This is a genomic window from Halorubrum sp. BV1, from assembly GCF_000746205.1.
GTDB lineage: Archaea > Halobacteriota > Halobacteria > Halobacteriales > Haloferacaceae > Halorubrum.
On sequence record NZ_JQKV01000002.1, the window covers coordinates 786427 to 802466 of the forward strand.

Here is a 16040-nt window from a genome sequence, read left to right on the forward strand (position 1 = left end):
GCGGGGATCTGAGGGGTGGCCGCCGAGCCGGGACGCTACTCGACCCGAACCGTCCGGGTCGACCTGACCGGCATCAGCGGGAGGTCGGGGTAGACGACCTCGACGACGAACTCCAGTTCGTCTGCCTCTGGCGGCCCGAACACGCCGACCGGCACCGTCGTCTCCCCGTCGAGATACGTCGTCTGGGCGGTCATCTCCACGTCGTTGACGGTCACACGGATTCCCGTGCGGGCGTGGCCGGAGACGGTCGAAACCGCGATCTCACACAGCTCGTTTTCGCCGACCGCGACGGTGTCCGGGAACGACCCCCAGTCGACGTCGATCCGAGGACACTCCCGCGCGGCGTCGACGATCCGCTCGGCGACGGAGCCGCTCACGCCGGCGTTCTCAAGCGCGCTCGCGCCGGCGTCGACGACGGCTGCCGGCGAGGTGAGCCCGGCGTTCGCGAGCCGCTCGGCACGGCCGGACCCGACGCCGTCGATCGCCGTGAGCGCGACGGCCTCCCGGGAGACCCCGTGTTCGACGCGCGCTTCGACGCGGGCTGCGAGGTTGGCCGCGCGCGGGCCGGCGAACCGGTCGAGGAACTCGGCGAGCGCGGCGAGCAGCCGGAGCGCGTTCTGGCGGATCACCCACGCGTCGGAGCGGAGGTCCGAAGGGATCGAGTCTTCCATGCCCGCGATCAGGATGGCGAACACCTTGCGGTGGCCGTCTTCCAGATCGGTGTCGCGGCCGTCGAGGATCCGGTCTATCGCGTCCGACTCGGCCGCGCGCGCGGAGACCGAGTCGAACTCGCCGGCGGCCGCGACGGTCGCCAGCAGCCGGTCGACGGTCAGCGTCTCCCGCTCCGCGAGCCGGTGGAACCGCCGTGCCGTGTCGAGTCGGAGGTAGTACTTCGAGGCGAGCCGTCCGAGCGCCGTCGGTTCGATCGCGAGGTCGTCGGCGGTGAGGAACCCATCGTCGACGAGCGAGTCGAGGGTGTCGCGGACGCGGTCGCGCAGCGTCGCGAACTCGTACGACTCTGGTTCCGACTGCGCGCGGACGTAATAAAAGGTCGTCTCTAGCCACTCCATCACGTCTTCGACTCCCTGTATCGTCCCCATCGCGACCTCCGCGTTGAGGTGTGACTCCAGCTCGCCGGCGAGCCGCGACTCGATCGGCTTGCCCTCCGCCAACAGCTCGCGGTACCGGTCGGCGTCGCCGCGGTCACAGACGACCCAGCCGTAGCCCACGTCGTCGTAGCCCGGCCGCCCCGCTCGTCCGAGCATCTGGAGCACGTCGAGCGGCGAGATGTCCGTCTCGCCCTCCAGCGGGTCGTGGTACTTCGTGTCGCGGATAACGACGCAGCGCGCCGGGAGGTTCACCCCCCATGCGAGCGTCGAGGTCGAAAACAGTAGCTTGATCTTCCCCTGTTTGAACCACTCCTCGACGCGGTCGCGGTCGTCTTTCCCGAGCCCGGCGTGGTGGAAGCCGACGCCGTCGGTGACCGACTGGCGGAGAGTGTCGTTGGTGAGCTCTGTCGCCTCGGTGTGGAAGTCGTAGTCGCCGCGAGAGTCGATCGGGATGTCCCGTTCGGTGATCTCGTCGCGCGCCTTCTTCGCCGCCTGCACCGTGTCCTGGCGCGAGGAGACGAACACGAGCGCCTGTCCGTCCTCGCGGACGTGCGGCTCGGCGAGATCCAGCGCGCGGTAGAGCCGGCGGTACTTGTCGGCGAACGCGTTCGACCCGTGCGAGTACGTCTTCACGCCGGTTTCGAGGTCGACGGGGCGGTACTCGTCGCCGAACTCGTAGGTCGTCTCGGCGGGCGCGTCGAGCCACGCCGCCACGTCGTCGACGTTCGGCATCGTCGCCGAGAGCGCGACGATACGGGGGTCCTGCAGCCGCCGGAGCCGCGAGACGGTCACTTCGAGCACCGCACCGCGCTTCTCCGAATCGAGGAGGTGGACCTCGTCGATGACGACGCAATCGACGTCGGTGATAAACGAGTAGCGCGCGGAATCGTGTTTCCGGGTCGCACTGTCGGCTTTCTCCGGCGTCGTGACGAGCACGTCCGCGCGCTCGGCGCGTCGGGGGTTCAGGTCGCGCTCGCCGGAGACGACGTAGACGGAGTACCCGAGCTCCTCGAACCGGTCCCACTCGCTTTCCTTCTCGTTCGTGAGCGCGCGAAGCGGCGCGACGAACAGCGCGGTTCCCCCGGCGGCGAGCGTCTTGCAGATCGCGAGCTCGGCGAGCGCGGTCTTGCCGGACGCCGTCGGCGCGGACGCGACGACGTTGTGATCGGTATCCAGTATCCCGGGGAGCGCCTCTCGTTGCATCCGGTTGAACTCCTCGAACCCGAAGGCGTCGGCGAACTCCGGCACCGCGTCCGCGACCTTCACGGCGCATCACACCCGTGGACGAGTCGGCGACGGCCAAGGACGGGTCGACGGCGACCGGAGCTGTGTCGCATTGGATCGAACCCGGGGCTTCGAGAGCAAAGGGGTTTCTCATGCGGCCGCCCGCGAGCCGCGGCCCGCCGAGATGACCTCCCGAGCCCTCCGACGCCGATCGGTCGCACGATATCCCGGCCGTTTAGGTAACCGCGGGTGGACAGGCGGATATGATCCCGTCGTCACCGGTCGTCATCGCGGCCGCCGTCCTGTTGACACTCGTCGTCCTCCTCGCCGTCGTTCGCCGTCTCCGCGGCCCCTCCGGGGACGCTCGCGAGTCGAAACGTGCGCACGAGGCGGCGAAACAGCGCGATCCGCCCGTGGAGATCGGTGAGACGTACGAGTTCGGCGTCACGGACCTCACCGAACACCACTCCGGCGAGGAGGTCGCCGTCGGCAAGGTGGAGGGGTTCGTCATCTTCACCGAGGACGTTCCCGGCGATATCGGGAAAGGCGACGTGATCCGCGCGAAGGTGCTCTCGTTCAACGAGGGACGGACCTCGGCGGACGCGACGTTCGTGTCCCGGGCGTGACGTTCCCTCCGTCGCGAACGGGGAGATAGTTCGCGCTCCCGCCGAGCATGAGGTTCATAGGTGATGGCGACGAAGGAGTGTCGTAATGGCTCAGGCCGGGAATCAGGACCTCACGGAGCGGTTCATTCAGTTCTACCGCAACTACTACCGCGAGGAGATCGGCACCCTCGCACAGAACTACCCAAACGAACAGCGCTCGCTGTACGTCGACTACGACGACCTGTTTCAGTTCGACCGCGACCTCGCCGAGGACTTCCGCACGAAGCCGGACCAGATGCGCGAGTACGCGGAGGAGGCGCTCCGCCTCTACGACCTCCCCGCGGACGTCAGCCTCGGTCGCGCGCACGTCCGGATCGAGAACCTTCCGGAGAGCATCGACATCCGCGGCATCCGCGTCCACGACGACCACATCGGGAGCCTCGTCTCGGTCAGGGGCATCGTCCGCAAGGCGACCGACGTGCGGCCGAAGGTGACCGAGGCCGCCTTCGAATGCCAGCGCTGCGGCACGATGACGTACATTCCGCAGGGCGACGGCGGCTTCCAGGAGCCGCACGAGTGTCAGGGGTGTGAACGGCAGGGGCCGTTCCGCGTCAACTTCGACCAGTCCGAGTTCGTCGACTCACAGAAGCTCCGAATCCAGGAGTCACCCGAGGGGCTCCGCGGCGGAGAGACGCCGCAGTCGATCGACATCGACATCGTCGACGACATCACCGGCGAGGTGAGCCCCGGCGACCACGTCACCTGCGTCGGCGTCCTCCACATCGAACAGGTCGAGCAGGGCAACGAGAAGTCCGCCATCTTCGATCTGTACATGGACGGCGTCTCCATCGGCATCGAAGACGAGGAGTTCGAGGACATGGACATCACCGAGGCGGACAAACGCGAGATCATCGAGCTCTCCAACCGCGACGACATCTACGAGGCGATGGTCGGCTCCATCGCGCCCGCCATCTACGGCTACGAGGAGGAGAAGCTCGCGATGATCCTCCAGCTCTTTTCCGGCGTCACCAAACATCTCCCCGACGGCTCCCGGATCCGCGGCGACCTCCACATGCTTTTAATCGGTGATCCGGGGACCGGAAAAAGTCAGATGATTTCGTATGTAGAAAACATCGCGCCCCGGTCGGTCTATACCTCCGGGAAGGGTTCCTCAGCGGCGGGGCTCACCGCGGCCGCGGTACGCGACGACTTCGGCGACGGCCAGCAGTGGTCGCTCGAAGCCGGCGCGCTCGTCCTCGCAGACAAAGGGATCGCCGCGGTCGACGAGCTGGACAAGATGGACTGCGTCACGGGCGACACCCTCGTCACGCTCGCCGACGGCCGCGTGGAACGGATCGGCGAACTGGCGAGAGAGGCCGCCGAAGACGGCGAGATCGAGGAGCTCTCGAACGGTCGCCGAATCCGCAACGTCGACCTCGACGTCTGGTCGATGAACGAGGAGGGAGAGCTGGTCGAGCGTCCCGTGTTCTCGGTCCACGAGTACGACGCGCCCTCGGAGCTGACTCGCGTGACGATGGAGACGGGTGAGTCGCTGACGGCGACGGCGGACCACCCGTTCTTTGTCCTCGACGACGGCGAGCGCGTCGAGCGCGAGGCGGCCGCGCTCGACGCGGGCGACTGGGTGTACGTTCCCCGAGAAATCCCAACCAAATCGACGGACGGCGCCGGGGCGATCGCGGCGGCGGGCGCCGGCGTCGAAGTCCCCGACGAGAACGGAGCGGTCGACCCCGCGACCGCGCGCGTTCTCGGGTATCTCTCTGGCGACGGAAACGTCTACTACGACCGCGGCGAGGGCGTCTACGGCGTCCGGTTCACCAACACGGACGACGAGCTCTTGGACGACTTCGAGCGAGCGGCGCGGGCGACGTTCGGCTCGGAACCAACGCGTCCTCCGAGCGAAAAGCGTGAGGGCGGCGTCGAGACGGTCCGCATCACGGGAAAAGAGCACGCCGACGCCGTCCTCGACGCCGGGATGAACCTCGGCCGATATGACGAGAAGTGTTTTCCGACGGCGATTTCGACGGGGAGCCGAGCGGCGAAGTCGGCGTTTGTCCGCGCGCTGGCCGACAGCGAAGGACACGTCGACGAGTCGGCCGGGAACGTTCGGATCGCTTCCGCGAGCCGGGACCTGCTGGAGGGCACGCAAACCCTCCTCCTACAGTTCGGCGTGTCGAGCCAGCTCCAGCATCGCGGGCGAGACGAGAGTCGAGACGTGTACTACCTCACGGTGACCGACGCCGGCTCGCTCGCGGCGTTCCGCCGCGCTATCGGGTTCACCGCCTCTCGAAAGGCGGAAGCGCTCGACCGCGTTGTCGACTCCGCCGACGGCGACCGCACAATTCTGGACGTGATTCCGGAGATCGACGGCGTACTGGCGGAGTGTCGCGAGTCGCTCCGGCTTCACCAGAGCGAATGCGGACTCAACGCGGTCACGTATCACGACTTCGAGAGTGGAACAGCGAACGTGTCGCTCCACCGCGCCAGCCGGGTACTCGACGCGTTCGAGGAGAGAGTGGAGGCGGCGACCGCGGACCGATCGATGCTCGACGACGATCCGTCGTGGGGGACCCTCGCAGAGATGCGCGACCGGTACCACGTGTCGCAGTCCGAACTCGCGGAGGGAACGGCGCTGTCACAGCAACAGATCTCCCGCGGGTGGGGCGAGAGTGACGAGGTTCGCCAGACAGTGACGGACCGACTCCGAGAGACGCTCGTTGCGGTCGAGGAGACCGATCTCGGTAGCCTACGGGAGCTCGTCCGGGGAGACGTGAAGTGGCGCCGGGTAGAGGCGGTCGAAACTGTCCCGCCGGAGTCGGCCGAACACCGTAGCGAGGTGCTCCGGCAGCGGCTCGCTGACGTTCTCGGCAGCCCCGTCGAGAACGTTGAACAGCGCGCACGGAGTCTGCTCAAACGCGGTCCGGTCGAAGACACGAGAAGAGAGTTGGCGTCGGCGCTGGAGGCATACGGCGTCAGTCAAGGGGATGTCGCGTCGTCGCTCAACGTGGATCAGGCGACTGTCTCGCGGTGGCTTTCCGGTGCCGTTGAGACGGAGCGACTTGAGGAGCTACGAGACGCGATCGCGAGCGAAGTGGACGCCGTCAAGGCGGATCTCCGGTCGATCTTGGCCAGGATCGAGGACGGACGAACCCCGAAGGTGTACGACCTGACAGTTGAGGAGACACACAACTTCGTCGCGAACGGCGTGGTCGTTCACAACTCCTCCGATCGCTCCGCGATGCACGAGGGGCTCGAACAGCAGAAGATCTCCGTCTCGAAGGCCGGGATAAACGCGACGCTGAAGGCGCGGTGTTCGCTCTTGGGCGCGGCGAACCCCAAGTACGGTCGGTTCGACCAGTACGAGCCGATCGGCGAGCAGATCGACTTGGAGCCCGCGCTCATCTCGCGGTTCGACCTCATCTTCACGGTGACGGACAGCCCGGACCCGGAGCACGACTCGCGGCTGGCGAAACACATCATCAAGACGAACTACGCCGGCGAGCTCAACACGCAGCGCGAGGAGCTGGCGAGTTCGGAGTTCACCTCGGCGCAGGTCGCGGAGGTGACCGAAGAGGTCGCGCCGGAGATCGACGCCGACCTCCTCCGGAAATACATCGCCCACGCCAAGCGCTCCTGTTTCCCGACGATGACGGAGGAGGCAAAAGAGCTCATCGAGGAGTTCTACGTCGACCTACGCTCGAAGGGGGCCGACGAGGACGCCCCCGTCCCCGTCACTGCCCGGAAGCTGGAGGCGATGGTGCGGCTCGCGGAGGCGAGCGCGCGGCTCCGCCTGTCGGACACGGTCGAACGCAAGGACGCCGACCGCGCGACCGACATCGTCGAGTCGTGTCTCAAGGACATCGGCGTCGACCCGGAGACGGGGCAGTTCGACGCCGACGTCGTGGAGACCGGCACCTCGAAGAGCCAGCGCGACCGCATCAAGAACATCAAGGGTCTGATCGCCGACATCGAAGAGGAGTACGAGGAGGGCGCGCCGGTCGACGAGGTGCTCGACCGCGCCGGCGAGATCGGCATGGATCCCGGGAAGGCCGAAAAAGAGATAGAGAAGCTCCGCACCAAAGGCGAAGTGTACGAGCCGAAGCAGGGGCACCTGCGAACGACGTAGATGGACCGAATCTCAGCGATGCGGAACGTCGAGGACGCCCTCCGTGCGTTCGAGGACGGAGACGCTGATCTCGCCGCGACGGAGCGGCGAGTTGCGGCGGTTTTGCGGACGTACGCCAGCGAGTTTGAGGGCGAAGACGACGTGTTCCGTGCGGTGGGCGAACCGCCAGTAGACGGAACGGTCGTGGTCGCCTCCTCGAAGCCGGCGGCACGCGAGCGCGTGCTCGCGAGAACGGGGCCGTCCGTCGATGACGACACACTCGACGCGGACCCCACCGCTGAGTGCTCCAGCGACCGCCTCGACGACCAGTCAGGTGACCGAAACAACTCGGGTGAACTGACAAGAGAAGAAAACGACGCTGTCCCCGAGTTCGAGATCGAACGCGTCTGATAGGCGGAGGGGTTCGGAACCGCTAAGGTCTGGAGCCAACCACTGGCGGTCGTGTTGTTGGTCGTGACGTATTCGGCTGCGGCTCGAACCGCGCTCCGGAACCTGTGTCGTCGTCACGACGAGGTCGTAGTCAGGCGGTTCGGCCGCGCTGCGCTCGTCGACTCGACGGTGTACGCCGCGTTTCTGGCGCTCCGGCTCCGCGAGTCACATCGCGGAGACGTACAGATCGAGCGCACCGAGCCGTTCAACGAGTACGTCGCACTCGATGCGCCGGTCCGTGAGGCCGCGGTCGCGTACGCGGATCGGGAGTCGAAATCGACGCCGTACACCGCGTTCGCTGCGGGGACGTCACATCCCGACCCGGACACGATGCGAGGCGAACAGCTGTGAGCGATCCGCGGGGGAAACGGTATCAGCAGACCGAAAACGGCCGCGGCGGGTGCGATCGCGTCGGTACGAGAGACGGACCCGACAATCCGGAACCTGGCGATCCGGAAACAGCCGTGGCGGGCCCTGATGTCGTTTCGCCACCCGAAGCGGTCCTCGGACAGATTCCAACCGGGACGACGCTTCACCGCGAACTCGCCGCGGCGGCGCGGTCGCGCGGACGAACGGCGTCTATCAGAACGGAACTGATCGGTCTTCGTGAGCGGTTGGCGTCGACCGCGGCCCCGGCGGTCGACCTCGATTCGGCTCGGCGACGCGTCGCGGACGCCGGCGGCGAGGAGGAACGGCTCAAAGAACAGATCGCGGCACTCCGCGGCGACGTGCGGGCGCGCAGGAGCGTCGACGCCGACGCTACCGAGACGCTCGCCGAACTCGAATCGACGGCCGCGGCGCTGGCGCGTGCCCAGACGGACCGGATCGCCGCGGAACAGGCGCTCGACAGCGCACGGGGTCGGGCCGAGCGCGTCAGAGATGTTCGTGAGCGTCGGCTCAAGCTCCGCGATCAGGTGGAGAACCGCCGACGGGACGCGCGTCGGGAGCTCGCCCGTACGGTGTATCCGGCGTTTCGCGGGGCGCTGTCGGTCGTGCCGGGCGTCGTTCCAGACGACGCCGGCACCCGCCCGTCGACGTACGATGGTCCGCGCCTCGCCGCGTCGCTGGCGGCGGTTCGGATCGCCGAACTGGACGGCCCCGTCGCAGTCGGTGAGTCGGCAGCCGCGTGGGTCGCCGAGCACGGTGGCGAGATCTCGGTTGCAACCGTGATCGACGCCGAGGCGGTCGATCGGCACGGGGCGCCTGTGACAGATTAAATGTGAATCCGCGGGACTACCGATATGGATCTCGCGTGGACCGTCGAACAGGACGGCGGCGTGTCGCTGGTACGGTGTCGAGTGCACAACGACGAGGCGGTTCCGCGCCGCGTTCGGCTCGACAGCCGGCTCGACGGCCCGGTGTTACCGCCGCGGCGCGCGGGCGTTCCGGAAGCGGGCTGGGACGCGAGCGGTGTCTCCGTACGGCTCGATCCCGCAAGCTCCAGAGCCGTTGGGTTCGCCGTGCCTGCCGACCCGGTCGAACCGCCGGTTGAGATCAGCGAGGACGGATCAGATCGGGAGGACACACGCGTATCGTGTGAGAGAGATCCGCTCGCAGCCGTCCGCTCCGAGACGCCCGCGCTCGACGCGATCCGAACGCTCGGAGATCACAGGCCGCCGAGAGACGCCATCACAGACGGAACCACCGGACAGGACGCCGACACGGACGGAGAGACGGACGGCGCGGGCGGAGAGGCCGACCGCGGCGGTGACGCAGGCGGCGACCCGCTCATCGACGGACAAGTGGGCGGGGGTGACGCCACGGTGCCGGCGGCGGTCGACGAGTGGCTCGACACGGTAACCGCCCGAGTGGATCGGGCGGAGCGGCTCACGGACGCCGATCTCGGCGCTGCGACCGAAGTCGTCGAAGAAACGGACGGGCTGGACGGTGTGTCCGATCTTCGCCGGCGGGTCGAGACGGACGCGGAGCGCCTTCGTGCGGTGAGCGACCGGACCGCCGCGCTGGCCGCGCGCGCCGAGTCGGCGGACGTGCCGATCGAGGCGCTGGAGCGGCTGGCGTGATCCTCGCTGTCGCCGGCGGGAAGGGCGGCGTCGGGAAGACGACGCTCGCGTACAACGTCGCCGCCGCGCTCGACGCCGTCGTCGTCGACACCGACCTCGGGATGGCCGATCTCCCGCGCGGACGGGGACCGGATCTGCATGACGTGCTCGCCGGGCGCGCTGACCCGATCGAAACGCTGCGGTCGGGACCGGTCGAGATCGTTCCCTGTGGCCGGACGCTCGCCGGTGCGCGGGCCTGCGATCTGACGCGGCTCGAATCCGCGATCGAACGGCTCGAACGCGAGCACGGCACCGTCGTCCTCGACTGTCCCGCGGGACGCCGATCGGACGCCGGCGTTCCGCTGGCGGTCGCGGACGCCTCGGTCCTCGTCGCGTCGCCGCGGGCGTTCGCACTGGCGGACGCGGTCCGGACGCGCGAACTCGCGCGCGAACTCGACTCCGGGCTCGTCGGGTGCGTGGTCAACCGCGTCGTCGAGGAGCCGCCGACGGAGACGATAGCCGACGCCCTCGGTGCGCCCGTCGCCGTTGTTCCGGCTGACCCGCGCGTCGGCCGGTCGGTCGAAGACGAACGTCCCGTGATCGACGCCGCACCCGAAAGCGACGCGGCGGTCGCGATCCGGGACGTCACCCGTCGGGTGCCGCGGTAAGCTGGATACTACGGGCGGATCCGCGGCAGGCGCGGCGGCGAAACGACCACGAACCCGACGATTCGCTCGGTGATCGAAACCCGTTCGCCAGCCGTCGGTTTCCGACCGAATCACCGGCAGTTGCCGACCGAGCCGCCGGTCGAGACGTTTTATTCGGCTGGCGAGGAACGGATCCGCATGCTCACTGTCGCGTTTGTCTCCGGCACCGCCGTCGTCGCGTTTCTCGCGGTCGAGGTCGGGCCGCTCGTCGCCGCCGATCGCTTCCGCGACCTGCGCGACCCGACCGACGCGGAGCGAGGTCGCCTCGCGTCCCTCCGCCGGGAGGCCGGTCTCGACATCGACCGCGTGGCGATAGAGCGCGGCTCGGAATCAGTCGACGTGGCGGTGCGCGGGCCGCCGCGTCGCCGGGTGCTGTTCGTCGCGGAGGGCCTGCTGGACGCGTCGAACGAAGACCTCGCGATCGGTCTCCTCGCCGCGGAGGCCGGTCGTGTCGAGACGCGGTACACGGAGTTCCGGGCCGTCGCGGTCGCGTCGGTGCTCGCCGTGCTGGCCGCCATCGTCATCGCGGCGGTCCCGTTCGACGCCGGGTTTGCGTCGCTCGTCGCGATCGGACTCACCGCGTTCTGGGTGGGCCGCCGGGTGCAGTACGCGGCCGACGCCCGCGCGGCCGACGCGGTCGGGGGAGACCGCGTCGCTGACGCGTTCGAGCGCGCCGCCGCGATGCGGGGTGTCGAGCCGGAGACCGGCGACTGGTCGACGTGGTTCGCGGTCCAGCCGCCGCTCGGAGACCGGATCGAGCGACTTCGGGAGGACGCGTCGTGACCATGTCCCGGAACCGTTACCAACCAGCCCACCGCCTATACGGATAACTCGAATGCGACTCCCGGAACGACAGCTCGCGGTCCTCGAAGCCGCGAGCGCGACGGACGAACGAACCGTAGCCGAAATCGCCGCCGAAACGGGTCTGAAGCCGGAGACGGTCACCGGCGCGGCCTTCGGCCTTCGCGATGAGGGACTGCTGACGGTGACCGAAGACGAGACCGAGACGCTTGCTCTCACCGACGAAGGGCGAGAGTACGTCGACGACGGGCTCCCGGAGGTTCGGCTCTACCGAGCGGGGATTGCGCTCGACGCCGACGAGAAGCCGGTCTCGATGGGACGGGTCATCGGCGAGGCCGGTCTCGACGGTCCCGCGGTCGACATCGCGCTCTCGAACTTCGCGCGGAAGGGGTTCGGGCGGATCGACTCGGGAGAGCTGACCGTCGACGCGGACGCCGACCCCGACGCCGACACCGAAGCCGCCGCGCTCTCCGCGCTCGCGGCCGGTGAGACCCCCGAGGTCGATGAGGCGGTGATCGACCGGCTCGACTCCCGCGGGCTCGTCTCTGTCGAGGAGTCGACGACTCGGTCGGTCGGGCTCACCGACGCCGGCGTCGACGCGCTGATGGGCGGCGTCGAAGCGACGGAGACGGTCGCAGAGGTCACTCCGGAGCTGCTCGCGAGCGGTGAGTGGCGAGACGTGGAGTTCACTGAGTACAACGTCGAGGCCGAAGCGGAGACGACCCGCGGCGGACGCACGCACGTCCTCCGCCGGACCGCCGACCGCGTGAAGGACGTCTTGGTCGGGATGGGCTTTCAGGAGATGGAGGGGCCACACGCCGACAGCGACTTCTGGATCAACGACTGTCTGTTCATGCCGCAGGACCACCCGGCGCGGACACACTGGGACCGGTTCGCGCTCGACGTGGATCCGATGGACGAGATTCCGGAGGAGCTGATCGATCGAGTAGAGCGGGCGCACCGCGACGGCTGGGGCGAGGACGGCGACGGCTACCACTCGCCGTGGTCCGAGGCGTTCGCCCGCGAGGTCGCCCTTCGCGGTCACACCACCTCGCTGTCGATGCGGTACCTCTCCGGGATCGCGGGCGGGGAACTGGAGCCGCCCCAGCGCTACTTCTCCGTCGAGAAGGTGTACCGCAACGACACGCTCGATCCGACGCACTTACTGGAGTTCTTCCAGATCGAGGGGTGGGTCATGGCGGAGGACCTCTCAGTCCGCGATCTGATGGGCACCTTCGAGGAGTTCTATCGGCAGTTCGGTATCACAGACATCCGTTTTAAGCCGCATTACAACCCCTACACCGAGCCCTCCTTCGAGCTGTTCGGCGAACATCCCGAGACGGGCGAAGAGATCGAGATCGGCAACTCAGGGGTGTTCCGCGAAGAGGTCACCGGACCGCTCGGCGTCGACTGCGACGTGATGGCGTGGGGGCTCGCCTTAGAGCGGCTCGCCATGCTCACCACGGGCGCGGAGGACATCCGCGACCTCCACGGGACCTTGGCCGACATCGACTTCCTGCGGAACGCGGAGGTGAGCTACTGATGCCCGTCGTCGACATCGACACCGACGAGCTTCGGGGACTGACTGGGCGGACCGACACCACGGACGAGGAGTTCAAGACGGACCTGTTCGGGCTCGGCTTGGAGTTCGAAGGCGAGACCGACGACGGCCTCCTCCAGTTCGAGTTCGCGCCCGACCGGCTCGACAGACTCTCTGTCGAGGGGGTCGCTCGCTCGCTGCGATACCACTACGGCGACGACCGCGGCGTGTACGTCCCCGAGACGAACGATCCCGAGTGGACGATCGAGGTCGACGAATCCGTCCCCGACGAACGGCCGTACGTCACCGGCGCGATCGTCCGCGGCGTTGACCTCGACGAGAGCGGACTCGACTCGCTGATCCAACTGCAGGAGAAACTCCACGCGACGATGGGGCGCGGCCGCGCGAAGGGGGCGATCGGGATTCACGACCTCGCGATGGTGAAGGGCGCGGCGCTCCAGGAGGGCGCGGAGCCGTCGATCACGTACCGTGGCGTCGACCCCGACGGCGTCTCGTTCGTCCCGCTCGACTCGAACGACGAACTGACGCCGAACGAGGTGCTCGGCGAACACGACACGGGACAGACGTACGCCGACCTCGTCGCCGACCTCGATCGGTACCCCGCGATCTACGACGAGCTCGGACTCTTCTCGTTCCCGCCGGTGATCAACGGCAAGCGGACCGAGGTGACGACCGGCTCGCGCGAGCTACTCGTCGAGCTGACGGGAACGGACCAGTGGACGATCGACAAGATGTGTGCGATCATCTGCTACGCGCTCTCCGCCCGCGGCGCGACGATCGAAGAGATCGAGGTCGAGTACGCCGACGGCGCGACCCAGCCGGACGAGTACGGTTCCCGGCTGATCCGCCCGGACCTCGACACGACCGAGAAGTCCGTCACCCACGATCGGATCGAGACACTGCTCGGTGTCGACTTCGAACCCGAGGAGATCGTCGACTGCTTCGAGCGCGCCGGCCTCGACGCGAGCTACACGCTCGGCGAGTCGGTGTCCTACGAGGTGACGATTCCGCCGTACCGCGTCGACGTGCTCCACCCGCTCGATCTGGTCGACGACGTGGGGCGCGCGTACGGGTTCGACGAGCTGGAGCCGCGCTATCCCGACGTGGGGACCGTCGGCGGCCGCCACGAGCGCTCGCGGCTGGAGGATGCGGTCAGGTCGAGCCTCGTCGGCCTCGGCTTCGAGGACCTACTGAACTTCCACATGACGAGCGGGGCCGAGAACTACGACCGAATGAACGTCGAGCCGGGAACCGGCGGCGCTGCGGTCGCCGAGGGCGACGAGTCGACCGCGGGAGCCGGCGTCTTCGGCGGCGGCGACCCCGTGGAGATCACGGAGCCGTACAGCGAGGAGTACACCCAACTCCGGACGTGGGCGCTCCCGTCGCTCGTGATGCTTCTAGAGCGGAACACACACAACGCCTACCCGCAGGACGTCGCGGAGGTCGGATTCGTCGCCGAGCGTGACGACTCACAGAACTCGAACGTGGCAGAGGCCCGCCACGTCGCCGGCGCGGTCGCCCGACGCGACGCCTCCTACGAGGCGGCAAAGGGGCGGCTGCAGGCGGTGTGTGACGACTTCGACGTCGAACTGGAGACGCCCCGAACCGAGCATCCCACGTTCATCGACGGACGGGCGGCCGACGTGGTGATCGACGGCGACGCGGTCGGGGTGATCGGCGAGGTGCACCCCGCCGTGCTCGTCGAACACGACCTGGAAGTGCCCGTCGCGGCCTTCGAGTTCGATCTGGACGCGCTTCGGTAGGGCGCTCCGGTCAGTCTTCGAACCCGTCTTCCCACCGGAACCGACCGTTTCGTTGGATCACGTCGCCGTCGACTTCGAGTCTCGAATCCGCGCTCACGTCGCTTATCATGTCGACGTGGACGGCGCTGTCGGTGCCCGACTCGCCGTCCGGCAGGCAGGCGTCGTACGCGCGGCCGACGGCGAGGTGGACTGTGTCGCCCATCTTCTCGTCGAAGAGGATCGAGTCGGTGAACCGATCGATGCCGCGGTTCATCCCGATCCCCAACTCGCCGAGCCGACGCGCACCGGGGTCGGTGTCGAGCACGCTCGCGAGCGCCGCTTCCCCCGTTTCGGCCGCGAATTCGACGACCTCGCCGTCTTCGAAGACGAGGTGGACGTTCCGGACGCGGGTCGCGTCGATCGTCATCGGCACGTCGAAGAAGGCCTCGCCCTCCGTGTCGTAGGGAGCGGTGAACACCTCGCCGGAGGGGAGATTATGGGAGTCGTACGCGACGGAGGCGGCGGAGTTGACCGCGGTCCGACCCGCGATCGACATCCGAACGTCGGTGTCGGGCGCGTCCTCGCGCTCGGTGACGATCCGGACCGCCTCGCCCGAATCGAGGATCGCCTTCATCCGCGCCATCTCGTCGGCGAGCGCCTCCCAGTCGCGGAGGACAGCGTCGTAGACGAACTCTTGGTACTCCTCGTAGGCCATCCCCGCCTGTTGGGCGAGGCTGCGAGTGGGATGGACCGTCGACACCCAGTCGGTGTCCATGCGCGCCTCGCGAACGGCCTGTCGTGACTTGGCGTACGCCTGTCGCGTCTCGCGGTCCACGTCCGCGGTCGCGGTGGTGTTTCGGCCGCCGCCGAGCCGGAGGTAGGCGTCGGCGGCCTCGAAGATGGCGCGGTCGACGACGGGGTCGGAATCGAAGTCGTCGGCCTCGACTGCGGTGTTGCCATCTCCCGCGTCGCCGTCGGCGGCTCTCGCCTCGCTTCCCTTCAGGTACGCTCGCGAGAGTTCGTCGGAGCCGTACAGCGTCGTGACGTTCGCGCCTCGCTCGCCGAGCGCTTCGACGACGGCGACGCCGAGGTCGTGGGCGTCTTCGGCGACGCTCACGACGACGTCGTCGCCGGCTTCGATCCGCGCGCTCCAGTCGACGAGCACTTCGGCGTGTTCGCGTACGCGTTCGTCCATGTCGGGGCGTCGCGGGCGGGCGGTAAATCGGTGCCGACGCGGGACGTGCATGCGCGCCCACAGCAGATGGTTCGGGCCGGCGACGCCACCGCCCGCGGGGGTTTTTCCTTGCCCGCACCGATACGACGGTATGACCGACCGGAACGTCCTCGGGGAGGAGCTAGCGACCTGCAGCGCCGACCCGACGACGGGATTCGAACGCGACGGTTGCTGTGGAACCCACCCCGACGACCGGGGGCGACACGAACTGTGTGCGGTGATGACCGCGGAGTTCCTAGAGTTCAGCAGAGAGCGGGGGAACGACCTCGTGACGCCGCGGCCGGAGTTTTCGTTCCCCGGACTCGAACCGGGCGACCGCTGGTGTCTCTGTCTCGGGCGATGGACCGAGGCGCTCGCGGCCACGCGGGACCAGCGGCTCCCGGAGACGACCGTCCCGCCCGTCGTCCTCGACGCGACGAACGAGGCCGTGCTGGACGCCGTGGAGTTGGAGACGCTGGAGGCCCACGCGTACGACGGGTGAGAA

At 68.2% G+C, this 16040-nt stretch carries 12 protein-coding genes and 1 pseudogene; 11 read left to right on the forward strand and 2 right to left on the reverse strand.

Features of this window, described 5'->3' with window-relative positions:
- Positions 1–35 precede the first annotated feature (35 nt).
- Complete coding sequence (locus tag EP28_RS08485; protein ID WP_049983562.1) at positions 36–2375, reverse strand: DEAD/DEAH box helicase; 2340 nt, start codon at positions 2373–2375, stop codon at positions 36–38.
- A 221-nt stretch (positions 2376–2596) separates the two neighbouring features.
- Here EP28_RS08485 and EP28_RS08490 point away from each other — a divergent pair, with 221 nt between their 5' ends.
- The 10 genes and pseudogenes from EP28_RS08490 (at position 2597) to pheT (ending at position 14343) form a co-directional block, all read left to right on the forward strand.
- A complete protein-coding gene (locus tag EP28_RS08490) occupies positions 2597–2959 on the forward strand; it encodes a hypothetical protein (protein ID WP_049983563.1) in 363 nt (120 codons plus the stop codon).
- A gap of 85 nt (positions 2960–3044) precedes the next feature.
- Complete coding sequence (locus tag EP28_RS08495) at positions 3045–7082, forward strand: LAGLIDADG family homing endonuclease (RefSeq protein ID WP_049983564.1); 4038 nt, start codon at positions 3045–3047, stop codon at positions 7080–7082.
- Positions 7083–7337 (forward strand): annotated as a pseudogene (locus EP28_RS14570) (hypothetical protein); the annotation flags it as partial.
- A 186-nt stretch (positions 7338–7523) separates the two neighbouring features.
- Positions 7524–7862, forward strand: a complete 339-nt coding sequence (locus EP28_RS08505; RefSeq protein ID WP_049983565.1) for a DUF7855 family protein — start codon at positions 7524–7526, stop codon at positions 7860–7862.
- Positions 7863–7975: 113 nt separating this feature from the next.
- Positions 7976–8728 carry a DUF7856 family protein gene (locus EP28_RS08510; RefSeq protein ID WP_080506102.1) on the forward strand — a complete coding sequence of 251 codons (753 nt, stop codon included), beginning with the start codon at positions 7976–7978 and terminating at the stop codon, positions 8726–8728.
- Between the two features lie 24 nt (positions 8729–8752).
- On the forward strand, positions 8753–9532 hold the full coding sequence (locus EP28_RS08515) for a DUF7857 domain-containing protein (protein WP_049983567.1): 780 nt from the start codon (positions 8753–8755) through the stop codon (positions 9530–9532).
- Positions 9529–10179, forward strand: a complete 651-nt coding sequence (locus EP28_RS08520) for a MinD/ParA family ATP-binding protein (protein WP_049983568.1) — start codon at positions 9529–9531, stop codon at positions 10177–10179. The genes EP28_RS08515 and EP28_RS08520 overlap by 4 nt, the downstream gene beginning before the upstream one ends.
- A gap of 177 nt (positions 10180–10356) precedes the next feature.
- Positions 10357–11001 carry a M48 family metalloprotease gene (locus EP28_RS08525; RefSeq protein WP_049983569.1) on the forward strand — a complete coding sequence of 215 codons (645 nt, stop codon included), beginning with the start codon at positions 10357–10359 and terminating at the stop codon, positions 10999–11001.
- Positions 11002–11053: 52 nt separating this feature from the next.
- Entirely contained in the window at positions 11054–12562 is a 1509-nt protein-coding gene (locus tag EP28_RS08530; RefSeq protein ID WP_049983570.1) for a phenylalanine--tRNA ligase subunit alpha, read from the forward strand.
- Positions 12562–14343 (forward strand): phenylalanine--tRNA ligase subunit beta, encoded by a 1782-nt coding sequence (gene pheT / locus EP28_RS08535; protein WP_049983571.1) that lies wholly within the window; start codon positions 12562–12564, stop codon positions 14341–14343. Before EP28_RS08530 ends, pheT begins: the two co-directional genes overlap by 1 nt.
- A 10-nt stretch (positions 14344–14353) precedes the next feature.
- Here the strand turns inward: pheT and EP28_RS08540 are convergent, their stop codons facing one another.
- On the reverse strand, positions 14354–15517 hold the full coding sequence (locus EP28_RS08540; protein WP_049983572.1) for an aminopeptidase: 1164 nt from the start codon (positions 15515–15517) through the stop codon (positions 14354–14356).
- A 130-nt stretch (positions 15518–15647) separates the two neighbouring features.
- On the opposite strand from EP28_RS08540, the gene EP28_RS08545 reads away from it, so the two are divergent.
- Positions 15648–16037, forward strand: coding sequence for a DUF2237 family protein (locus EP28_RS08545; RefSeq protein WP_049983573.1), 390 nt, complete (start codon positions 15648–15650; stop codon positions 16035–16037).
- Positions 16038–16040 lie beyond the last annotated feature (3 nt).